The sequence below is a fragment of the Mameliella sp. LZ-28 genome (genome assembly GCF_012274245.1).
GTDB classification, from domain to species: Bacteria; Pseudomonadota; Alphaproteobacteria; order Rhodobacterales; family Rhodobacteraceae; genus Antarctobacter; species Antarctobacter albus.
In genome coordinates, this window is the sequence record NZ_JAANYX010000022.1 from 164645 (window position 1) to 186246 (window position 21602).

A 21602-nucleotide genomic window follows, 5' to 3' on the forward strand; every position below is an offset into this window, starting at 1 on the left:
AAGGTGCCGCAATGGATGATGGTCTGAACGAGGTCTGCCTGGATGACGGCGGCGGCTGGAGTTTTGCGTCGATGCCGGCAAGGAACGCGCGGGACCGTATCATGAGCGCGGCCTCGCATCTTTTCTGCAACCACGGTTTCGCCGCCACGGGGATCGACGCGATCCTGGATCGGGCGGGCACGGCCAAGGCGACGCTCTATCATCACTTTCGATCAAAGGAAGAGCTGATCTCGGCGGTGTTGCAGGCCGAGGGCGACACCTGGCGCGACTGGTTCTTCGGGCGGCTGTCCCAGGTCGAAGGACCCGCGCGCAATCGTGTGCTTGCCGTCTTCGACGTGCTGGAGGACTGGTTTGCCGATCCCGGTTTCTATGGCTGCCCCTTCATTAACGCCGTGGCCGAGTTCGACACCGGCAACGATGCGGTGCGCCAGGCGGCGGAACGGCACAAGGATCACCTGCTGACCTGGCTCAAGGCCCAGATGATGGAGATGAAGGTTTCGGACGTTGTCGAGACCACGCGCAGCATCGCGATCCTGATCGACGGCGCGATCGTTGCAGCCCAGCATTCCGGTGACCCCAGCTTTGCCCGCACCGCACGGCGGCTGGCGGAATGCCACCTGGATACGGTTCTGGGCCGGGCGGGCTGAAGCCTTTGGCGTGACGCGGCGGATTTCCCTGCTTGCGGCGCCTTGCCCTTTGGTGCGTGGACTGCATAACATTGCAGCTGAGACGATTGCCGGGGCCGCCCGGCCTTCGCCCATTTGGTGAATTCCAACTGGCGGCGAACCGAATGGGTGCTTAGACCTTGTAATTGACAGCCATGAACGGTGGGCGCGAAAACGGCGCGACCCCCGGCATACCCGCGACGGTCATGCATAGCGCCGCGGCAACCGACAAAGGGAGGTGACCTTGCGATATCACACACCAACGACATTCGAGGATGCCGCGCAACTGGCCGCACAGGCCAAGGGGCTGACACGGTTCCTGGCCGGGGGCACTGACGTGCTGGTCCAGATGCGGGCCGGCATGGTGCAGCCTGACGACCTGATCGACCTCAAGAAGATCGCGGGCGTGGCCGAAATCACCCGCACTGACGACGGTGGCTGGCGTATCGGCGTGGCGGTTCCCGGCATCGCACTGAGCGCGCACGAAGGGCTGTGCGCGGATTGGCCCGGCGTGGTCGAGGGTATGGAGCTTGTCGGCTCGACCCAGATCCAGGGCCGCGCGACGCTGACGGGCAACCTCTGCAATGGCTCTCCGGCGGCGGATTCGGTGCCGGGGCTGGTTGCCGCGGGCGCTTCGGTCGAAATCACCGGTCCGGGCGGTACGCGCACCGTGCCGGTTGAAGAGATCCCCGTCAGCCCCGGCAAGACCGCGCTCAAGGCCGGCGAGCTTATCTCGGCGATCCTGCTGCCGCCGCGTGGCCAGAACGCGGGCGACGCCTACCTGCGGTTCATCCCGCGCACCGAAATGGACATCGCCGTGGTCGGCAGCGCGGTCAGCCTGCGGCTGGATGGCGACACCGTGACCGAGGCCCGCGTGGCGCTGGGCGCTGTTGCTCCCACGGTCAAGCTGGTGCCCGAGGCGGCAGAGGCCATCATCGGCACAACATTGGACGATCCCGCGCTGGAGGCGCTGGCCAAGGCGGCCAGCGCGGCCTGTTCGCCCATCGACGACAAACGCGGCACGGTCGCCTTCCGGACGGAAGTGGCCGGCGTGCTGACGAAACGGGCGGCGTTGATCGCCAAGGCCCGGGCAAAAGGAGACACCGCATGAGCAAGGTCCATGTCACCACGAGCGTGAACGGAGACGAGGTCGAATTCCTGGCCGATCCGCGCGAAACGCTGTTGGATTGCCTGCGCGATCACATCGGCCTGACCGGGTCGAAAGAGGGCTGCGGCACCGGCGATTGCGGCGCCTGTTCGGTCACGCTGGACGGCACGCTGGTCTGTTCCTGCCTGGTCCTGGGCGTCGAGGCCGACGGCAAGCGCGTCGAGACGATCGAGGGCATGGCGGATGGGGCCGAGCTGCACCCGCTGCAGCGCAAGTTCATCGAACACGCGGCCCTGCAATGCGGCTTTTGTACGCCTGGTATCCTGGTCGCGGCCAAGAAGTTGCTGGAAACCAACCCGACCCCGACAGAGGAAGAGGTCCGTTATTGGCTGGCGGGTAACCTCTGCCGCTGCACCGGGTATGACAAGATCATCCGCGCCGTCATGGATGCGGCGGCGGAACTTCGGCAGGAGGCCGCGTGATGGCAAAGGACGAGTTCAAGGAATTCAAGCTGGTCGGCACGCGCCCCGATCGCCCGGACGGTCTGGACAAGGTCACGGGCCGCGCGCGTTACGGCGCCGACATTTCGGCGCCGGGGATGTTGTGGGCAGCGGTGCTGCGCAGCCCGCACGCCCATGCGCGTATCGTCAGGATCGACACGTCGAAGGCCGAGGCGCTGACCGGCGTCAAGGCGGTGATCACGCGGGCCGATTTTCCCACCGGACTGACCGGAGAGGACTGGAACCTGCAGGAAAACACGATGGCGGGGGAGCGCGCGCTTTATGACGGCCATGCCGTCGCCGCCGTTGCCGCCACGTCCAAGCTGCGGGCCGAAGAGGCCGTGCGCCTGATCGAGGTCGAGTACGAGGTCCTGCCCCATGTCATCGACGTGGATGACGCGATCAAGCCCGACGCGCCGGTGATCCGCGAAGGCGCCGCCGATGCCACCGTGCCCGAGGGCATGCCGCCCAACGTCGTGCGTTACATGGAATTCGGTCGCGGCGACGTCGAGGCGGGCTTTGCCGAGGCCGATCTGGTCATGGAAAAGACCTACAAGACCGAGGCCACGCACCAGGGCTATATCGAACCGCATGCCTGCATGGGCCAACTGGGCGCCGACGGCAAAGGCGAGATGTGGGTTTGCACGCAGGGCCAGTGGTTCATCCGCAAGATGTGCACCGCCGTCCTGGGCCTGGAAACGTCGCAACTGCGCGTGACCCCGTCCGAAATCGGCGGCGGCTTTGGCGGCAAGACCACCATCTTCATGGAGCCGCTCTCGCTGGCGTTGTCGAAGAAGGCAGGCGGCAAACCGGTGAAACTGGTCATGAGCCGCTCCGAAGTTCTGCGCGCCACGGGGCCGACCGCCTCGGCCTCGATGGACGTCAAGATCGGCATGAAAAAGGACGGCACCATCACCGGCGCCCGGGCAGAGTTCCGGATGCAGGGCGGGGCCTTCCCCGGCTCGCCTGTCGACATGGCGTTGTACTGCTGCTTTGCCCCCTACAAGCTGAAGAACGTCGAACACGTCGGCTATGACGTGCTGGCCAATCGCCCGAAATGTGCCGCATACCGCGCGCCGGGCTCGCCGATGGGGGCCTTCGCGGTTGAAAGCCTGCTGGACGAGATGTGCCGCGAACTGGGTGTCGATCCTCTGGACATGCGCCTGAAAAACGCGGTGCGCGAAGGTGATACCGCCAGCTACGGGCCGAAGTACGGGTCCATCGGTCTGGTCGAGACGCTGGAGGCGACCAAGGCGCACCCGAACCTGTCGATCCCGTTGGGACCGAACCAGGGGCGCGGCATCGCCGCCGGGTACTGGTTCAACCACAATGGCGAGACCTCGGTCAGCCTGGCGATTTCCGAGGACGGGACCGCGCAGGTGTCGGTCGGCACGCCGGACATTGGCGGCAGCCGCGCCTCGATTGCACTGATGACGGCGGAAACGCTGGGCATCCCCTACGAGGACGTGCGCGTCAACGTTGTGGAAACCGGTGCTTTGGGTGTGAACGAGCCGACCCACGGCAGCCGCGCGACCTTTGCCAGCGGCAAGGCCGCGGTGGTCGCGGCGGGCCACGCCATCACCGAGATGTGCAGGCGTGCCGCGAACGAATGGGGCATCGACCCCGAGGCCGTGGAATGGGTCGACGGTGCGGCGCAGCCGGCCGGCGACAACGCGGGGAAATTCCCGCCCATGACCATCGCCGAGATCGCCGGCAAGATGGGATCGACCGGCGGGCCTATCTCGGGCCACCATGAATCCGTTCCTGACGGGGTCGGCGCCTCTTTCGGCTGTCACGTCGTCGATGTCGAGGTCGACCCGGAAACCGGCCGCACCACGATCCTGCGCTACCTGGTGGTGCAGGACGCAGGTCGCGCCATCCACCCCGCCTATGTCGAAGGACAGTACCAGGGCGGGGCCGCGCAGGGCATCGGCTGGGCGCTGAACGAGGCCTATATCTATGGCGAGGACGGGCGTCTGCAGAACTCTGTCTTCCTGGACTACCGCGTGCCGGTGGCCTCGGACCTGCCGATGATCGACACCGTCATCGTCGAGGTGCCGAACCCGGGCCACCCCTATGGCGTGCGCGGCGTGGGCGAAACCGGCATCACGCCGCCGCTGCCCGCCATCGCCAACGCGATCCAGGAAGCGACCGGCGCGCGCCTGTGCGAACTGCCGATGTCGCCGCCCAAGGTGCTGGCGGCGATCAAGGCAAAGGGGGGCTGATGGTTGCCATCAACCTCTGGTCCAGCCTGACGCGCTTTACCGAGGGCGCCCGCGTGGTCGAGGTAGAGGCCGAGACGGTCGGTGGAGCGCTGGATGGGCTGGTTGCCGCCCATCCAGGACTTGGCCCGATCATCGAGGCCGGCGTTTCGGTCGTGGTCGACGGTGAGATCGCGCCGAACCGCCACACCAAGGTGCCCCAGGGGGCCGAGGTGGTCCTGATGCAGCGGCTCAAGGGCGGCTGATCCAAACTGCCGGGAAAAAGCCCCCGCCGGAGCGATCCGGCGGGGGCGTTTCGTTTGATGATGGAGACCGAGGCATGAACCCTGCTGAATGGCTGAGCCGCACGGCAACCCGCTGGCCTGCCCGTCCGGCGCTGTTCAAGGGGAAGACCTGCGACGCGGATTACGGCGCCTTTGCGGCCCGGGCCGCGGGCATCGGGGCGGCTCTTGCCGCGCGCGGAATTGGCCGGGGGGATCGGGTCGCGCTCTTCATGGCAAACCGGACCGAGTACCTCGAGGCGCTCTATGGCATCTGGTGGGCCGGAACGGCGGCTGTGCCCATCAACGGCAAGCTGCACCCGCGCGAGGCGGCCTGGATCATCGAGGATGCGGAGGTGGCGCTGGTCTTTGCGGACGATAAAAGCGCCAGTGCGCTGGGGGATCTGACCTCCGGGCCACTGATCTCGACCGAGGGAGACGCCTTTCGCGAGATGCGTGAAAGGGTCTCCGCTGGTGACCCTGCATCCCTGGCCCAGGGCGACATGGCCTGGCTGTTCTACACGTCCGGCACAACGGGTCGTCCCAAGGGCGTGATGATTTCCTGCGGCAACATCGCCGCCATGACGATGAGCTATTTCACGGATGTGGACGAGGTACATGCGGAGGACGCGATCCTCTATGCCGCCCCGATGAGCCACGGTGCAGGGCTGTACAACTTCATGCATGTGTTGCGTGGGGCGCGCCATGTGGTGCCGGACAGCGGCGGGTTCGACGCCGCGGAGATCCTGCGGATCGCACCGGATATTGGCCCGGTTTCCATGTTCGCCGCCCCCACGATGGTGCGGCGGCTTGTGGACGTGGCCAAGGCGACAGGACAGACAGGCGAGGGGTTGCGCACCGTGGTCTATGCCGGGGGGCCGATGTACGAGGCGGATATTCTGGAGGCGGTCCAGCAAACGGGGCCGCGTTTCGTGCAGATCTACGGGCAGGGCGAATGCCCGATGGGGATCACCGCCCTGCCGCGCGCGGACGTGGCCGACCGGGACACGCCGGGCTGGCGCGAACGGCTGAACTCTGTCGGGCGGGCGCAAAGCCTCGTCGAGGTCGCGATCCTCGACAGCGAGGGCGCGGAATTGCCCGTGGGCGAGGTAGGGGAAATCGCGGTGCGAGGCGCCACCGTCATGCCCGGCTATTGGCGCAACCCTCAGGCCACGGCCAAGACGCTGCGCGACGGCTGGCTCTGGACCGGCGACATGGGGCGCATGGATGGCGAAGGTTACGTCACCCTGCACGACAGGTCCAAGGACATGATCATCTCTGGCGGGTCGAACATCTACCCGCGCGAGGTCGAGGAGGTGCTGCTGTCGCATCCCCTGGTCAACGAGGTTGCGGTCGTAGGTCAGCAGGATCCGGAGTGGGGAGAGGTCGTGGTGGCCTTTGTCGTCTGTCAACCTGGACATGCCCTGGACGCGGCCGAGCTGGACGCGCTTTGCCTCGATCGGATCGCTCGGTTCAAACGGCCGAAAACCTACCACTTTGCCGAGGAGCTGCCCAAGAACAACTATGGCAAGGTCCTCAAGACCGAGCTACGGCGAATGCTTGGCAACAAGGAAGGGTGAGTTGGGGTCAATCTAACTGTCCGTCCGGATCGATGCCACGACGGGGAAGGGGCGGGAGGCAGGCCGGCCCGAAGCCCGCAGGCGATTGGATGGACAGATCGCCGCGACCGCGCAGGGTTCATAGGATTGAAACAAAATCGTCATGTCGGTGAAGCACGGACGGCCTAGGCGCTGTCGAAACGCGAACAACAAGCTGGCAACGCGGTGTCCGACCGAACGATTTTCATTTCCGACGTGCATCTTGGCACCCGGGGCTGCCGGGCCGGGCTGCTTGTCGAGTTCCTGAACAGGCACGAGGCCGAAACGCTTTACCTCGTTGGCGACATCTTTGACGGCTGGCGGCTGCAGCGCGGCTGGCATTGGCCGGAAGCACACAATGACGTGGTGCAGGCGGTGCTGGAAAAAGCGCACAAGGGCACCCGCGTCGTTTTCATCCCCGGCAACCATGACGAGGTCATGCGCAATTACTTCGGCGTCCATTTCGGCGGCATCGAGGTCAAGAACCAGGACGATTTCCGCGCCGCCGACGGCAAGCGATACCTTGTAACGCATGGCGACGAATTCGACGCGGTGGTGATGAACGCCAAGTGGCTGGCCCACCTGGGCGACCGCGCCTATGCGCTGCTGATCTGGCTGAACCCCAGGATCAACCGGGTGCGCCGCCTGTGGTCCCGCCGCTACTGGTCGCTTTCGAAATGGAGCAAGCAGCAGGTCAAGCAGGCGGTCAACTACATCTGCAAGTTCGAAGAGGTGCTGGCCCAGGACGCCCGCCAAAAGGGCTTTGACGGGGTGATCTGCGGCCACATCCACCACGCGGCGATCCGAGACATCGGCGAGATCCGCTACATCAACACCGGAGACTGGGTCGAGAGCTGCACCGCGATCATCGAGAACCACGAAGGCGAGATGCGGCTGATCGACTGGGAAGCCCGGAACAACCGTCAGCACATGCTGAAACAGCGCGCCAAGCGGCGCGCCCGCAGCAACCAGAAGAAACAGAGCAGACAGGAAGCATGATGAGCGACACGACCAGCGACTTGATCGGCGAAGCGGTCTACCAGAACAGGTCCTTCTCCTTCGCTTCCCTGTCCGACCGGGTCTTTGCGCGGCTGTTCCGGGGGTTGGTCTATCCGCAGATCTGGGAAGACCCGGTTTGCGACATGACCGCCTTGGGCCTTGGTCGCGAGGATCACGTTTTCTGCATCGCCTCGGGCGGCTGCAACATGATGAGCTACCTGACCGCGCGCCCGGCCTCGGTCACGGCGGTGGACCTGTCGCCCTGGCATGTCGAATTGAATCGGCTGAAACTGGAGGCCGCGCAGCGCCTGCCGGATCATGCCAGTTTCTACGCGCTGTTCGGGAATGCTGACCAAGCGGAAAACGTGGCACTTTTGGACCGTTACGTGCTGCCCTACCTGAACCCTCAGGCGCGGGCCTTCTGGAACGGGCGCGAGCGCTTCCGCCGCCGCAAGTCCATGTTCGCGCGCGGGTTTTACCGTTTCGGCGTGCTGGGCACCTTTCTGGGGGCCGTGCACCTCGTGGCGCGGATCGGCGGCGTGGATTTCACCCGGCTCCTGGGCGCCCGGACGCTGGAGGACCAGCGCGCGTTTTTCGAAGATGAGATCAAGCCGCTCTATCGTTCGCGCCTTGTCCGGTTTGCCGCGCGCCGCCGGGCCTCGCTGTTCGGGCTGGGCATTCCCCCGGCGCAATACGACAAGCTGGCCGCCGATGCCGATGGCGATATCGTCAAGGTGTTGGAGGAGCGCACGCGCAAGCTGTTCTGCGACTTCCCGATCGGCGAGAACTACTTTGCCTGGCAGGCCGCCAACCGGGCCTACAAGGAAGACGGGACCGGGCCAGTGCCCCCCTACCTGGAAAAGCAGAATTTCGAGGCGCTGCGCGCCGCGGCCGGCCGCGCGACGGTGCTGAACCGTTCGATCACCGATGTGCTGGCAGAGGCCCCTGCGGCGTCGAAATCGGTCTATGTCCTGCTGGACGCGCAGGACTGGATGACGGACGACCAGCTGGCCGCGCTGTGGCGCGAGATCACCCGGACGGCCATGCCAGGCGCGCGGGTCCTGTTCCGCACCGGCGGGGGGCCGGATATCCTGCCCGGACGCGTCCCAGCGGAGTTGCTGGATCAGTGGGCCTACGATGCGCCAGCGTCCGAACGCGCCTTTGCCGAGGACCGCTCGGCGATCTACGGCGGTGTCCATCTCTATCGCCGGAAGGGCTGAGCCGATGAGCGATGTGGCAGATCACGGGCGGTTGATGGACGATGTCTATCGTTACCAGCGCCTGTTTTATGACATCACCCGCAAGTACTACCTGCTGGGGCGTGACCATCTGATCGAAAACATGGCGGTGCACCCCGGCGACCGGGTGTTGGAAGTGGCCTGTGGCACCGGGCGCAACCTGGCTGCGATCCGCAAGCGGCATCCCCGCGCGCTGCTCTTCGGGCTGGATATCTCGGACCAGATGTTGATTTCCGCCCGCCGCAAGCTGGACGGCGCGGCGCGCCTGGCGCAGGCGGATGCCTGTTCCTTCGATCCCGAGGCGCTGTTCGGCGAGGCGCAGTTCGATCACATCGTGTTTTCCTACAGCCTGTCGATGATCCCCGACTGGCAGGGGGCGCTGGACGAGGGCATCCGCCACCTGGCCCCGGGCGGCACCCTGCATGTCGTGGATTTCGGCGACCAGGCGGGCCTGCCGGGGTGGTTCAAAGCTGGCTTGCGCGCCTGGCTGGCCCGGTTCCACGTCACGCCCCGCGATACGCTAGGCGCGGCTTTGTATGAGATGGCAGGGGGCGCGGCAGCCCTGAGCGGGCAAGACCTGTACCGGGGCTACGCGGTCTACGGTCGTCTGACGCGCCAGCCGGAGGGTTAGAGCGCCCCGGCCTTCCAGATCACTGCGGTCATCAACAGGACAGAGGACAGCGCGCAGGCTATGGTCCGCACCGTGTTCCAGAAGGTCCACCGGGGCAGGTAGGTCCCGGCCCAGTAGTCCCGCGCCGTCGCGGTCGCCGGTTCCATTGCGGCCAGCCGCTCGTTCATCGGCACATTGCGGATCACGGTGACACCGAAACACCCGGCGAGGTAGACCAGCCCCGCCAGCAGGATCAGCCTGTCGGCAGGGGTCTCCAGGTTCATCGCGGCAAATCCCGACAGCAGCAGCGACACCGGGGCCATGCCCATGAAGAGGATCATGAAGACCCAGCGGAACACTTCGCGGTTGATGACCTGCATGGCCTCGACACCGCCACTGCCGCTGGTCCGCGCAAGTGACCGCATGATGAAATCGGAGAAGGCCAGGAAAACGCCGGCCAGGAGAGCATAGGCAAGAATGGCGCCCTGCAGGAGCGCAAGAAAGATCGTCGTCATGTCGGGAGTCCTTTTGTCATGCGGATGCCGGGGCAGGACGGCTTGCACCGTCCCGCGCGTTGGTTGTCAGGCCGCGGGGGCGTGGCTGCTGTTGCCTTGCGGCGCAGGGGGGCGGGACCCGCGGCGAAAGGCCAGAAGGCAAAGCGCGGCGATCCCGACCTCGAAGGCCAGCGCACCCAGGATGCTGCCGGAGGGCATTCCATCTACGAGCAACCCGACCAGCCGGCCCGCGGGAAAGGCGATGTAGACGGTCAGCGCCGCTGCCAGCGCGACCTGGCGCATGGTGCGCTTCACCATTCCCCACAGCATCAGGCCGCCCAGCACGGCCAGCCCGGCCCCGGGTGCTCGCAGCTCGCTCAGCAGGCTGGCGTCATCTGCCAGGCTGATGCCGTAACTGGCGTAGAACTGGCGCGGAACGGCAAGGATGCAGAGGCCGATCACCAGTGCCGTAATGCCCGCGAGCCCGAGCGTGATCTTCTGCAAGAGCGAAAGTGTCATGTCTGGTCCTTTCCTGAAACAGGGGCGGTCAGGCCGCGAGCGGCCATTTGCCGGCCTGGGCTGCCGCGCGCGCAAAGTCGGCGAAGTCACGGGGCGCCCGGCCAAGGGCGCGCTGCACACCGTCCCCGAGGTTGGCGTTGCGTCCGTCTAGGGTTTCCCGCGCGATGGCGGTAAAGACGTCGGCGACGAAATCGCCCCCGGCGCTGGCCACGTTGGCGTGGAACTCCTCGAAGGAAATCGGCAGGTATTGGATCGGGCGGCCGATGGCGGTGGACAATTCCCCGGCCATCTCGGCAAAGCTCATCAGGCGGGGGCCCGTCACCTCGTACAACTCGCCTTCGTGGCCGCCCTCGGTCAGTGCGGCGACCACGACGTCGGCGATGTCGTCCACGTCGATGATCGGTTCCACGACGTCACCGCCAGGCATCGGCAGGACGCCGGCCAGCACCGGATCGCGCAGGTAGCCTTCGCTAAAATTCTGCGCGAACCAGGCGGCGCGCACGATGGTGAAATCCGGACCGGCATTGCGCACGACCTCTTCACCCAGGCGGGCGTGATGCTCCCCCCGGCCCGACAGCAGGACCAGGTGGCCCACACCGGCTGCGCGGGCCGTGCGGCACAACGCGTCCAGCTTTTCGACGGCGCCGGGAAAGGCGAGGTCGGGGAAATAGGTGATGTAGGCGGCGCGGACACCGGACAGGGCCGCTGCCCAGGTTTCGGGCGCCTCCCAGTCGAAGGGGATCGGGGCATTGCGCGACCCTAGGCGCACTGCATGGCCAAGCGCCTGCAATTTGCTTGCAACGCGCGAACCTGTCTTTCCGTTGGCGCCGATGACGAGAATGGGGTGCATGGTCTGTCTCCTTGTCTGAACATGATGACAGAGGGATAGACCGTTGGCGGGCGCCGGGTATTGACCGCCATCGCCAGCGTTTTGACAGTTGTTGCCAATGCGGGATCAGCCCGTGCCGTGCACCTTGCGGTAGCTGGCAGGGGTCCGCCCGACCCAACGTTTGAACGCGCGGGTAAAGGAACTCTGCTCGGAAAAGCCGGTCAGGAAGGCGACCTCTGCCAGCGAATACCTCTCGTCGCGCAGTAGCCCTTCGGCCAGTTCGCGACGGGTCTCGGCGGTCAGTGTCTGAAAGCTCAGCCCCTGTTCGGACAGCCGCCGGTGAAAGCTGCGCGCGCTGAGGCCAAGGCCCCGGGCGATATCGGCCATTTTTGGCAGGCCCTCGCTGAGTGCACGGGCGATGGCGGCCTTGGACCGCGTCTCCAGCGTATCCTCCCCGGCAATCTCGGACAGCTCCTCGTCCAGATGCGAGATCAGGAAGCGCGTGATCCCCTCATCCCCCAGGATGTTCGGCTGTCTGGCCGCCTCGTGGGAAATCAGCAGCGCGTCCATGTCATTGCCGAAATGGACGGGGCATCCGAACCAGCTTTCGTGGTGGGACAGGGTACGCGGCGGTGGATGTTGAAACCGCGCTTCGAGCGGCGCAAAGGGCACCGGGCTGACCTGCCGGGCAATCGACACCGCGCTGGCCAGCGACGTCTCGTTCGAGAGCCTGAGACCAAGCCGCCGCGCCCCGGCCCGTTGCAGGACCAGCAGGACGCCACGCGGATCGGGCCGCAATTCGTATTCCACCACGCTGGTCCAGACCCGCGCATAGCGTTCAATCCGCGCCAGCGATCCCATCAGGTCGGGGGCGGCCTTCCAGGCCAGGCCAAGCGCCCCGTATTCGTCACAGCGCATGGAGGCGCCGACCTTCAGCGGCAGGTCGGTCGGGTCGACCGTCTCGGCGATCCGTTCCAGCATGTCGTAATAGACAGTCACGGGCACCATGATCTTGGGGTCCCAGGGGTCGTCGGGGTCCAGGCCCAGCCCGCGCAGCAGGTTTGGGCCGTCGACCACTGGTCCGACCGCCGCGATCACCTTGCGCGGGAAAAGCGATGTCACGTACCCCATGACGCGCAGACTACCCCTTGTCCGGCATCGCGGTCCAATCCTTGCCGTCCCTCTGGCGCACAAGGGGCATCCGCCCGTGCAGCCGTGCCACGCCATGCCGGGCATTCTGGAAATTGGCATGAAAACCCATTTCATCCTGATTTTCAGCACGCGTCGATTCAAATTCGCGCCCCGAGCGGCCGAAGATGCTCGGGAAGTCCGCAAAAGCGGCCTTGGCAAATCATGCCCTTAGCGGGGACCAAAAGATGGAGATAGATTTGCCGGGCGCTGTCATTTTCGGCGTGTTGGATTTGAGTTTCCGCGGTGAATCATGAGCGACGGCATTCTTGAAGTCATTGTCGAGACGGGAACCAAGGTCTGGGCCGGGAACGTGGTCGACGACGCCATCGGAGCCTCCATGACGGACGCGGCAAAATCGGAACTGTCCGACATCCTTGGCGATACCTTCGGTGAGCCGCTCGAAGAAATCGCCGAAATCATCGCCGAAAAATTGCCCATCGGAGAGAGCGATTTGTTCTAGGCAGCAGGCGAAGCCTTTTCCAAGACGCTTGAGGTCGTCGAATTCGTCAACGACGTGCGTGCGATCGCTGACAATTCGCAGCTGAACGCGGCTCAGAAAGAAGCGGTGATCCTGTTCAAGATCATCGAGCAGTTTACGCCCTGGATGACAGGCTCTCCGACCGAGCTTGCCGAAATGATGTTCGAAACCTTCAACGAGGGGCAGGTCCTTCTGGACGCGTTGATCGACCAATACCCGGAACATCTTTCACGCGGACCCGACGGTGGCATCCTGCTGGAGCTTCCGGGGCAGCCTCCGGTTTCGATCAAGGACTTCGCCGACCCCCATGCTCCGCCCGCCGTGCCCGAGGATCTCACCGGACCGGCCGATCCTGAAAACCCGTCCGCCCGGACGCCGCTTAGCTCTCCTCCGGCGGCTATCCTGGGGCCGGCGGGATCGACCAACGGCGCTCCGCTGCAGACCTGTCCGCTGATACTGGACCTTGACGGTGACGGAATCGTGGTCACAGCGCTTGGTCTTACGGCGGCGACCGGGTCCAATGTTTATCTCGACCTCGACAGCGACGGTTTCGCCGAGCGTACGGCCTGGATTCTGCCCGAGGGTCAGACAAACAACACGGGCACCGGCGGGGATGACGCCTTTCTGGTTCGGGACGTGAACGGCAACGGCATCATCGACGACGAGACAGAGATGTTCTGCGTCACGGAGGTGTATGAAACGGGCTTTGACAACCTCGCGGCGCTGGACAGCAACGGAGATGGCCGGGTCAATGCCCGCGACGCCGCCTTTTCCGAATTGCAGCTGTGGATCGACTCGAATGGCGACGGGGTCAGCGATGCCGACGAATTGCATACGCTGGACGACTACGACATTTTGGCGATTTCCGTGGTCATGACGGGTTTGCCGGCACGATCACCGACCTTTGGTTCCTGAACGACGATCTGGATACGATCGATCGCGGTGACTACCTGCTTGACGCACGCGTCCTGGCCTTGCCGATCTTGCGCGGATTTGGCGACCTGACAGACCTGCATGTCGCGATGAGCCTGGACGAGGCGTTGCTGGATCTGGTGGCCGCGTTCAAGGTGAACTGGTCCTGGGAGGTGCTCGGAGACCCTGCGGCCCTTGATGCGCTGGCCGAAGAGATCGTCCAGCGCTGGGCCGGGGTGCAGTACGTGGCAGCCGGGTCGCGCGGGCCGCACATCGACGCGCGTGTTCTGGAAACGATGGAAATGCTCAGCGGCAACCTCTTTGGTGTGACCGCCGGGTTGGAGGTCCGCGACCCCGAAGGCAATTGGCAGGCCGATGCGGTCGAGGCAGCCTATGAACAGTTTCTGAACCTTGTGAAGGTGCAGCTGATCCTGCAGGTCGGCGGCCAGTTCCTGTTCGGAGCCTCGGCGGGCCTCTATGAATTCCGCTCAGCCACTCTGACCCGCCAAGGCATAGATCAGGCGATGGTTTCGGAATTGGCCGACATTGCCGCCACGCTTGCCGATCCCAATGGCTTCTGGATGGAAGTGGCGCGCATCATCGCATTTGCCGGTCCCGGAGACGAACTTGTCCCCGAACAGACCGCCTGGCTGGCCAGTGCTGTCAGCGCAACGAGGGGGAGGATACCCTTATGGGCGAGGGCGGCAGTGATGAGCTGTACCGAGGCGAGGACAACGACACTTGCATCTGGAACCCTGGGGACGGGGCCGACCTGATCGACGAGACCGGCGGCACGGACGCGATCCGCTTTGGTCCGGGCATCGCGCCGGGGGATCTGAGTTTCAACCTCGACGGCTACAGCCTCTACGTGCATGTGGGTGGCGAGACATTGACCCTGAGCGGCCAGTTCGACATGGCCGGGTCGGTCGTAGAGCGGGCGGAGGTCGCGAATGGCAGCCACCTCTCGCTGCTGGGACCGTTCGCCATCCAGGGCATGCCGGGGCTGGATTACCTGCAGGGCTTTGCAGGTCTGACCCGCATCCTGAGTGGATTGGAGGGAGACGACGAGCTTTATGGCTCTGACGTCAACGACCTGCTGGACGGCGGACCGGGCGGCGACGCCCTATGACGCCCTGTACGGAGAGCCGGGCCGCGACACGGCGGTCTATGCCGACGCGCCGGGCGGGTTGACCGCGGATCTGGCCAATTCCACGCACAACACCGGCGAGGCGCGCGACGACAGCAACCTGTCGATCGAAAACCTCTTTGGCTGTGCCTTTGGTGACGTGTTGCGGGGGGATGAAGGGGACAACCTGCTGCAGGGGTTGGGGGGGAATGATGCCCTGATCGGCCGCGGCGGCGATGACACGCTGCTGGGCGGTGCGTGGCGATGCCGGAGCGGATGTGCTGCGCGGCGACGCGGGGCAGGACCTGCTGATCGGCGGACCCGGGGCAGATCACCTGACGGGTGGCGCGGATGCCGATACCTTTGCCTTCGCCTCGGTGGCCGAAACCGGCATCGGTGCGCAACGCGAGCAGATCCGGGACTTTGAACAGGGACTTGACGTGATCAACCTGGCGGCACTGGTGCCGTCGAGTTTCACGTTCTGCGGAACCAGCTCGTTTTCCGCGGCGCGGGGCCCTGAACTGCGCCTGTTCGAAACGCCCAGCGACTCGGCCATCGTGCAGTTGGACCGCGATGGCGATGGCACCATAGACGAAGAGATCCGGGTGGCCGCCGTAACCGGGCTGACGGCCGGGGATTTTGTCCTCTAGGAGGGTGCTGGACCCTGGCACCGGGTTGCGGTTCCGCCCGTCCCGGTCGTAAGGATCGACCTGCAAAGCGGGCGCCGGTGCCCGCCGACAGGGGCGGGACACCCCGGCAAGACCGGGTTCCCGACGCAGCGAGGTGCAGGCGAATGACGACGGGCATCGAGGTCAGTGGTATCGGCAAGGACTATGCCGGGAAACCGGCCGTCGCCGAGGTTTCATTCACGGTGGCCGACCGTGAGCTCTTTGTCATCGTTGGGGAATCCGGCTGCGGCAAAAGCACGCTGTTGCGCCTGATCGCGGGGCTTGAAACCCCGGATCGCGGAGAGATCCTGCTGCACGGCGACAGAGTGGCAGGTCAGGGCACGATGGTCCCGCCGGAACAGCGCGGCACGGGGTTCGTCTTTCAGTCCTACGCGCTCTGGCCGCACATGACAGTACGGGACAACGTGGCCTTTCCGCTGGAAGCTGGCGGCATGTCGCGCAAGCAGGCGGCGCGCTCTGTCGAGGCGCATCTTGAAACCGTCTCCTTGCAGGACTTGGCGGGGCGCAAACCCGAGGCGCTGTCCGGCGGCCAGCGTCAGCGGGTGGCCCTTGCGCGCTGCCTTGCAGGCGGGGCGCGGACGATCCTCATGGACGAACCGCTGGCCAATCTCGATCCGCACCTGCGCGGGACGATGGAGCGGGAACTGCTGCATTTTCACCGCTCGTCCGGGGCGACCACGTTGTATATCACCCATGACCAGCCCGAAGCGATGGCCCTGGCGGACCGCATGGCGGTGATGAAAGGCGGGCGGTTTCTGCAGGTGGGAACGCCACAGGAGATTTACGAACGGCCCGGATCCGTCGAGGTGGCGGAATTCATCGGTCATGGCAGCGTCGTGGAGGTTTTCTATCGCGACGGTATGGCCGAGCTTGCGGGCTGCCGATTTGACGTCACCACCACACCCGGACAGCCGGAAGGACCGGCGCAGGCGCTGGTGCGCCCGGAGGCCATTGTGGTCTGCGATGAAGGGCAATTGACCGGCACGGTGCGCAGTGTCCTCTATCGCGGCGGGATCTGGGAGGCTGTGGTGGCCCTTGATGCCGGGGCCGTTCTGACGGTGGCTCATGACGCGCCGATGCGGGTTGGGGACAGGTTGGCCCTGCGGATCAAGCGGGCCTGGGTCTTGCCGGGATGAAGGCGCCCGAAGACTGGTTTCCAGCCGATGCGCCCCGGCTTGCCCATATCCGTCAAGTCATGCGCGTGGCCCAGGTGGTCGAGGCGCGGCAGGATTTCGGCGGGCGGCTGGTCAATGCGGCGGCCTATCACGACATCGGCTATGCCAGGGCTTTTGCCGAAACGGGCTTTCACCCGGTCGACGGGGCCATTCTGGCCCGGGCCGACGGCTGCGATGCCGTGGTTGTGGACGCGGTGCTGCATCACTCCGGCGCCCGTGGTCTCTGCCTGCGGACACGCCCTGACCTTGCCGGGCACTACGGGCCGGCCTGCCGGATGATGGATACCCGCCTCAGCCGGGCGCTGACCTTTTGCGACAATCGCTCTGGCCCGAACGGAGAGGCCCTGACCCTGTCCGAGCGGATCGCGGACATACGCCAAAGGCACGCGGGCAACCCCGCGCTCTTGGAGACGACGGCAAACTACCTGCCCTTGTTCGAACGGATCGACGCCGAGTTTGCGCCGCTCTTGTCCTGAGGCGGGTTACATCCGCCAGGGCACCACGCCGCGCGGCGCCTGTCGCCCCAGCCGGTCCAGCGCGGCCATCAGAAGGACCGTGGCCACCACCGTCACGCTGGCCATCGCGGCGGCAAGGGTGGTGTAACCGCCATCTTCGTAGTTGTAGATCGTCGTTCCGATGGTCTCGTTCCCGCTGGACCACAGCAGGGCTGACACGGTGACCTCGTTGTAGGCGGTCAGGAACACGAGGATCGCGCCCGACGCCGCCGCCGGGGCGATCAGCGGCAGGAAGATCCGCCGCATCCGGAGCCCGTAGCACGCGCCCGAGATCCGGGCGGCCTCGTCCAAAGCCGGGTCCAACTGCACGAAGGCGGCGCTGACGGGTTTCAGTGCGATGGAGAAGAAGGCGCAGAGATAGGCGATCAGGATGATCCCCAGCGTGTTGTAGAGCGAGACGTTGAACAGCGGCAGGGGTTTGAGAAAGGCGAGGATGAAGGCGATCGAGATCACGAGGCCCGGAATGGCATAGGTCATCTCGCTCAGCGTCGCGATGCCCAGGCCGGTGCTGCGCACGGTGCGCCGGGGCGAGGACATGAAATGCGCGACAAGGATGCTGCCCAGGGCGATGATCCCCGCAGCCGTGGCGGCGGTCAGGGAAGAGTTCAGAAAGGCGCGCGCGGTGACGGATTGCCGGAACAGGATCTCGGCAAAATTGTCCAGCGTGATCGTGTCCGCGTTCAGGGGCAACCCATAGGTGCGCACCAGCGCCGTCGCCACCAGCGCCGCGATGGGCAGGACCAGCGTGCCCAGCACCAGCAGAGCCAGCCCGGTCTCGGTCCAGCCGCGCATTCGGCCCAGGCGGATGTGCAGTGGCGGCTGCGGGGGGCCGATCAGCGTGCTGCGGGCGTTCCGCAGCAACAGCATCTGCACCAGGATCACCGCCACCGCCAAGAGCGCCAGGATCGAGGCGATCACCGCCACGTCGGTCAGCACAGAGGGACCGAAGCTGGCCAGCCGCTGCCAGATCAGCACGGGCAGGGTGATGTAGCGCGCGGGGATGCCCAGCAGCGCCTGGATCCCGAAATTCCCCAGTGCCGAGACGAAGGCCAGCGCATAGCCGGCGATCAGGGTGGGAGCCAACAGCGGCAGGATGATGCGCCGGAGCAACCTGCCGCCACCGGCCCCGGCGATCCGCGCGGCATCGCTCATCTCGCGCGGCAGGGCGCGGAGAGCGGCAAGCACAACAAGAAAGACCAGCGGCGTGTGCTGGACGCCCAGCAGGAAGATCAACCCGCCGGGGGAGTACAGGGGGTGCGTGGTGCCCAGTTCCGGGGCGATCCCCAGGCTGCGCAGGATCGGAGAGGATGGCCCCATCGCCTGGATCCAGGCAATCGCCGTCACATGCGGCGGGATCATCATCGGGATCAGCAGAAGAAAGGTGAAGACACCCTTCCAGCGAATGTCGGTCAACCCGATGGCCAGCGCGATCCCCGTGCCCGCGACCAGCGAGATAAGCGAGGAGAAAAAGGCGCTTTCCAGCGAATGCGTGAAGGCGCGCCAGACCGAGCGCGAGGACAGCGCATCCGACAGCGGCGCCAGCGAAAAGACGTCGTCCTGTGTCACGCCGACACGCGCCAGCAGGCCCAGCGGAAAGACCAGCAGGGCCAGCGCGAAAAAGATGACAGCGGCAAGGGTCAGGCCCTCGCCGCTGCGCAGGAAGTTCAACAGCCGCAAGTGGTCAGCCGCCGAAGATCTCGGTGAACTTCATCTTGTTGGCCTGGTCGTCCGCCAGCGCCTTGGCCGGGTCGAAATCCAGTAGCTTGATGTCGTTCAGTGCCGGGAACCCCTCGGGCGGGGTGATGGCGGGATGCGCGGGCAGGTATCCCATGTCGGCGGCCAGTTGCTGGCCCTCTTCCGAGATCAGGAAGTCCACAAAGGCCTTGGCGGCGTCCGGGTTCTGCGTAGTCGACAGGATCGCCACCGGCTCTGTCACGGCAGAGACACCTTCCTCTGGGAAGACGAACTCGACCGGGGCGCCGTCCAGTTTGTTGCGGATCGGCAGGAAGTCGACCACGAACCCATAGAGTTTCTCGCCGCCCGCGACGGCCTTGTAGGTGCCACCGTTGCCGCCTTCGGGGATGGCGCCCTGCGCGGCCAGGCCCTCGTAGAAATCCCAGCCCAGGTCGGGATGCGCGGTGATGGCGGCCATGTGGATGGTCGCCGCGCCCGAGGTCAGCGGCGAGGGCATCGCCAGCTTGTCCTTTGCGGCCTCTTTCAGCAGGTCGGCATAGGAGGTCGGGACCATCTCGGCGCCGGTGTTGTAGACGATGCCGGTGGTGATCAGCTTGGTCGAGAAATAGTGCCCTTCGGCATCCATCAGGGATGGGTCATAGGCGCTGGTGTCGGCCTCGGGGTAAGCCATCAGGCGACCTTCGGCCTCCAGCCCTTCCATCGTGACCATGTCGGCGATCAGCAGCACGTCCGGCTGCGGGGCGCCGGCGGCGAATTCGGCGCGCAGCTTGGCCATGACCTTGGTGGTGCCGTCGCGGATCCATTCGACCTCGACTTCCGGGTACTTGGCCTGGAAGGCGTCGACCGTTTGCTGGGCATCGGCATTGGGCTGCGAGGTATACAGCACCAGCTTGCCCGACACCTCGGCCATCGCCGAAGTCGAAAGCAGCGCGGCAGCAAGCGCGGAAAGGGCGAAACGCATGAGGGTCTCCATGATTTGGTTACATCGGCGAAGGGCTATCAGAGCAATGTGACAGTCTTTCAACGGTCGGATCGGTGCTACAGCGCATCCGACCAGGCGGCCAGCAAAAGGGCTGCGGAGGCCGCCCCGGGGTCCACGTGACCGATGGACCGCTGGCCCAGTTTCTGCGACCGGCCCTTGCCGCTTTGCATCTGTGCGGTGGCATCGGCGCCATGCCGGGCGGCGTCGCGCGCGCGGAACAGCGCGTCCTGCAGCGTGGCGCCCTCGCGGGCCGCGACGCCAGCGGCCTCAGCGGCGGGCATCCAGGCGTCCAGCATGGTCTTGTCGCCGGGCCGTGCACCGCCGCGTCCCGCGATGCCCTGCGCCATGCCATCCAGCCAGGCGGCCAGCGCGCGGGTGTCCAGGGCCCAACGGTCGGACACGGCCCGCCCGGCCGCGCCGAACCCCGAGGCATAGAGCGGCCCGGCAGAGGCTCCGACGGCAGAGAGAAAGCTATCGGCGATCACCCTGCAGAGATCGGTGATCGTCATGTCCCGGTCTGCCGCGTCTATCGCGGTCATCACGGCCTTCCAGCCGATTTCCATTGTCACGCCGTGGTCGCCATCGCCGATTTCGCCGTCGAGCGCGCAAAGCCTGTCCACCTCGCCAAAGATCGCCTCGGCCCCGGCCTGCATCATGGTGCGAAACTCTGCCGGGGTGACTTCGCCATCGGTGCGCAGGTCGGTGCGGTCGCCAGAGTGCGCCACTGGGGCAACCCTGTCCCTATGTCTGCGCGGGCGGGCGGTGCGGGTGACATCGGGTTTGCCGACGCGCAGCGCGGGCGTCTCGCAGGGATGGTCCAGCCATGCCTGCAGGTCCGCATCCAGCTTCATCAGGGTGATCGAGGCGCCCTCCATGTCCAGCGAGGTGCAGTATTCGCCGACCCAGCTGTGGTGGATCGTGATCCGCCGGTCTTCCAGCAATTGCGCGACACGCCGGTGCAGCAGGTAAAGCTCCAGCAGGCTGGTCGAGCCCAACCCGTTGACCAGAACGGCCACCCGGTCGCCTGCCGTGCAGGCCAGTTCCCCGAGGATCGGCGGCAGCAGGCGGTCCACGACCGCGTCGGCGCCCTCGGCAGGGCCGCGTTCGATGCCCGGCTCGCCGTGGATGCCCATGCCGATTTCCATCTCGCCCACGGGCAGGTCGAAATTCGGACGCCCGGTCTGGGGCAGGATGCAGGCAGAGAGCGCCACGCCCATCGTTCGTGTTGCCGCGTTTGCGCGTGCGGCGGCCTGTTCGACCTCGTCGAGGCTCAGGCCCAGATCCGCGGCCGCCCCCGCCACCTTGAAGACAAAGAAATCCCCGGCGATCCCGCGCCGTTCGCTGGCCCGTTCGGGCGGGGCCGAGGCGATGTCATCGGTCACGACGAAAGAGCGCGCGGTGATCCCCTGTTCGGCCAGCCCCTCTTCTGCCATGCCGAAATTCATCACGTCCCCGGTGTAATTGCCGTAGAGAAACAACACCCCTGCGCCACCGTCGGCGGCAAATCCCGCGTCCATGATCTGCGCGGGCGAGGGCGAGGCAAAGATGTTCCCAAGCGGCGCCGCATCGGCCAGCCCCTTGCCGACATAGCCCGCAAAGGCGGGTTCGTGACCCGAGCCGCCGCCAATGACGATGCCGACCTTGCCGTCGCGCGGGCCGTTCAACGCGACGATGGCCCGGCCGGTGTCGCCCTCGACGCAGATCAGGTCGGGATGGGCTGAAACCATGCCGGCCACCAGGTCCTCGATCAGGTTGTCGGGATCGTTGATCAGCTTGCGGTGCTTCTGCGACATGATG

Annotated in this window: 23 protein-coding genes and 1 pseudogene; 17 read left to right on the forward strand and 7 right to left on the reverse strand. The window is 65.7% G+C overall.

All coding sequences use genetic code 11. The annotated features are described in order from the left end of the window. Positions 1-11: 11 nt before the first annotated feature. The 9 genes from G9Q80_RS13290 to G9Q80_RS13330 all read left to right on the forward strand — a co-directional run bounded on the left by G9Q80_RS13290 (position 12) and on the right by G9Q80_RS13330 (position 9221). Positions 12-647 (forward strand): TetR/AcrR family transcriptional regulator, encoded by a 636-nt coding sequence (locus tag G9Q80_RS13290; protein ID WP_083242449.1) that lies wholly within the window; start codon positions 12-14, stop codon positions 645-647. A 262-nt stretch (positions 648-909) separates the two neighbouring features. Beyond that, entirely contained in the window at positions 910-1776 is an 867-nt protein-coding gene (locus tag G9Q80_RS13295; protein WP_088714279.1) for an FAD binding domain-containing protein, read from the forward strand. Next, the gene (locus tag G9Q80_RS13300; protein WP_088714280.1) at positions 1773-2255 is read left to right on the forward strand and encodes a (2Fe-2S)-binding protein; all 483 of its coding nucleotides are present in this window, start codon (positions 1773-1775) and stop codon (positions 2253-2255) included. The genes G9Q80_RS13295 and G9Q80_RS13300 overlap by 4 nt, the downstream gene beginning before the upstream one ends. Further along, on the forward strand, positions 2255-4498 hold the full coding sequence (locus G9Q80_RS13305; protein ID WP_088714281.1) for a xanthine dehydrogenase family protein molybdopterin-binding subunit: 2244 nt from the start codon (positions 2255-2257) through the stop codon (positions 4496-4498). Before G9Q80_RS13300 ends, G9Q80_RS13305 begins: the two co-directional genes overlap by 1 nt. Next, positions 4498-4740 carry a MoaD/ThiS family protein gene (locus G9Q80_RS13310; protein WP_043137126.1) on the forward strand — a complete coding sequence of 81 codons (243 nt, stop codon included), beginning with the start codon at positions 4498-4500 and terminating at the stop codon, positions 4738-4740. The genes G9Q80_RS13305 and G9Q80_RS13310 overlap by 1 nt, the downstream gene beginning before the upstream one ends. 74 nt (positions 4741-4814) lie before the next feature. Beyond that, positions 4815-6335 carry an AMP-binding protein gene (locus G9Q80_RS13315; RefSeq protein ID WP_088714282.1) on the forward strand — a complete coding sequence of 507 codons (1521 nt, stop codon included), beginning with the start codon at positions 4815-4817 and terminating at the stop codon, positions 6333-6335. A 204-nt stretch (positions 6336-6539) separates the two neighbouring features. Then, positions 6540-7352 carry a UDP-2,3-diacylglucosamine diphosphatase gene (locus G9Q80_RS13320; protein ID WP_088714283.1) on the forward strand — a complete coding sequence of 271 codons (813 nt, stop codon included), beginning with the start codon at positions 6540-6542 and terminating at the stop codon, positions 7350-7352. Next, a complete protein-coding gene (locus G9Q80_RS13325; RefSeq protein WP_088714284.1) occupies positions 7352-8572 on the forward strand; it encodes a BtaA family protein in 1221 nt (406 codons plus the stop codon). Before G9Q80_RS13320 ends, G9Q80_RS13325 begins: the two co-directional genes overlap by 1 nt. 4 nt (positions 8573-8576) lie before the next feature. Then, positions 8577-9221 carry a class I SAM-dependent methyltransferase gene (locus G9Q80_RS13330; protein WP_088714285.1) on the forward strand — a complete coding sequence of 215 codons (645 nt, stop codon included), beginning with the start codon at positions 8577-8579 and terminating at the stop codon, positions 9219-9221. Here the strand turns inward: G9Q80_RS13330 and G9Q80_RS13335 are convergent. From G9Q80_RS13335 to G9Q80_RS13350, 4 genes are all read right to left on the reverse strand, one after another. Continuing rightward, positions 9218-9715, reverse strand: a complete 498-nt coding sequence (locus G9Q80_RS13335; protein WP_043137118.1) for an anthrone oxygenase family protein — start codon at positions 9713-9715, stop codon at positions 9218-9220. The two genes, G9Q80_RS13330 and G9Q80_RS13335, sit on opposite strands and share 4 nt — an antisense overlap. 66 nt (positions 9716-9781) lie before the next feature. Beyond that, the gene (locus G9Q80_RS13340) at positions 9782-10213 is read right to left on the reverse strand and encodes a DUF4345 domain-containing protein (protein WP_088714286.1); all 432 of its coding nucleotides are present in this window, start codon (positions 10211-10213) and stop codon (positions 9782-9784) included. Positions 10214-10241: 28 nt separating this feature from the next. Further along, positions 10242-11063: an NAD(P)H-binding protein gene (locus G9Q80_RS13345; protein WP_074622136.1), complete on the reverse strand. Its 822-nt coding sequence runs from the start codon at positions 11061-11063 to the stop codon at positions 10242-10244. Positions 11064-11168: 105 nt separating this feature from the next. After that, positions 11169-12173, reverse strand: coding sequence for an AraC family transcriptional regulator (locus G9Q80_RS13350; protein WP_088669411.1), 1005 nt, complete (start codon positions 12171-12173; stop codon positions 11169-11171). Between the two features lie 310 nt (positions 12174-12483). Between G9Q80_RS13350 and G9Q80_RS13355 the strand changes: the two genes are divergently transcribed. The 8 genes and pseudogenes from G9Q80_RS13355 to G9Q80_RS13385 all read left to right on the forward strand — a co-directional run bounded on the left by G9Q80_RS13355 (position 12484) and on the right by G9Q80_RS13385 (position 17089). Further along, the gene (locus G9Q80_RS13355; RefSeq protein WP_088714287.1) at positions 12484-12693 is read left to right on the forward strand and encodes a hypothetical protein; all 210 of its coding nucleotides are present in this window, start codon (positions 12484-12486) and stop codon (positions 12691-12693) included. A 54-nt stretch (positions 12694-12747) separates the two neighbouring features. After that, complete coding sequence (locus G9Q80_RS13360; RefSeq protein WP_088714288.1) at positions 12748-13626, forward strand: SPM autocatalytic domain-containing protein; 879 nt, start codon at positions 12748-12750, stop codon at positions 13624-13626. A 59-nt stretch (positions 13627-13685) separates the two neighbouring features. After that, positions 13686-14399 carry a hypothetical protein gene (locus G9Q80_RS13365; protein ID WP_088714289.1) on the forward strand — a complete coding sequence of 238 codons (714 nt, stop codon included), beginning with the start codon at positions 13686-13688 and terminating at the stop codon, positions 14397-14399. Continuing rightward, entirely contained in the window at positions 14315-14752 is a 438-nt protein-coding gene (locus tag G9Q80_RS13370) for a hypothetical protein (protein ID WP_133066365.1), read from the forward strand. The genes G9Q80_RS13365 and G9Q80_RS13370 overlap by 85 nt, the downstream gene beginning before the upstream one ends. After that, positions 14697-14954: pseudogene (locus G9Q80_RS28750) on the forward strand (hypothetical protein); the annotation flags it as partial. The gene G9Q80_RS13370 and the pseudogene G9Q80_RS28750, both read left to right, overlap by 56 nt. A gap of 31 nt (positions 14955-14985) precedes the next feature. Further along, positions 14986-15399 carry a M10 family metallopeptidase C-terminal domain-containing protein gene (locus tag G9Q80_RS28235; RefSeq protein ID WP_088714291.1) on the forward strand — a complete coding sequence of 138 codons (414 nt, stop codon included), beginning with the start codon at positions 14986-14988 and terminating at the stop codon, positions 15397-15399. A gap of 143 nt (positions 15400-15542) precedes the next feature. After that, a complete protein-coding gene (locus G9Q80_RS13380) occupies positions 15543-16574 on the forward strand; it encodes an ABC transporter ATP-binding protein (protein WP_088714292.1) in 1032 nt (343 codons plus the stop codon). Beyond that, entirely contained in the window at positions 16571-17089 is a 519-nt protein-coding gene (locus tag G9Q80_RS13385) for an HD domain-containing protein (RefSeq protein ID WP_088714293.1), read from the forward strand. Before G9Q80_RS13380 ends, G9Q80_RS13385 begins: the two co-directional genes overlap by 4 nt. Positions 17090-17095: 6 nt before the next feature. On the opposite strand, the gene G9Q80_RS13390 is transcribed toward G9Q80_RS13385, so the two are convergent. The 3 genes from G9Q80_RS13390 to dhaL form a co-directional block, all read right to left on the reverse strand. Then, positions 17096-18805, reverse strand: a complete 1710-nt coding sequence (locus tag G9Q80_RS13390; RefSeq protein WP_088714294.1) for an ABC transporter permease — start codon at positions 18803-18805, stop codon at positions 17096-17098. A gap of 4 nt (positions 18806-18809) precedes the next feature. Further along, positions 18810-19784, reverse strand: a complete 975-nt coding sequence (locus tag G9Q80_RS13395; protein ID WP_168246488.1) for an ABC transporter substrate-binding protein — start codon at positions 19782-19784, stop codon at positions 18810-18812. Between the two features lie 77 nt (positions 19785-19861). After that, positions 19862-21598, reverse strand: a complete 1737-nt coding sequence (dhaL, locus tag G9Q80_RS13400) for a dihydroxyacetone kinase subunit DhaL (protein WP_088714296.1) — start codon at positions 21596-21598, stop codon at positions 19862-19864. Positions 21599-21602 lie beyond the last annotated feature (4 nt).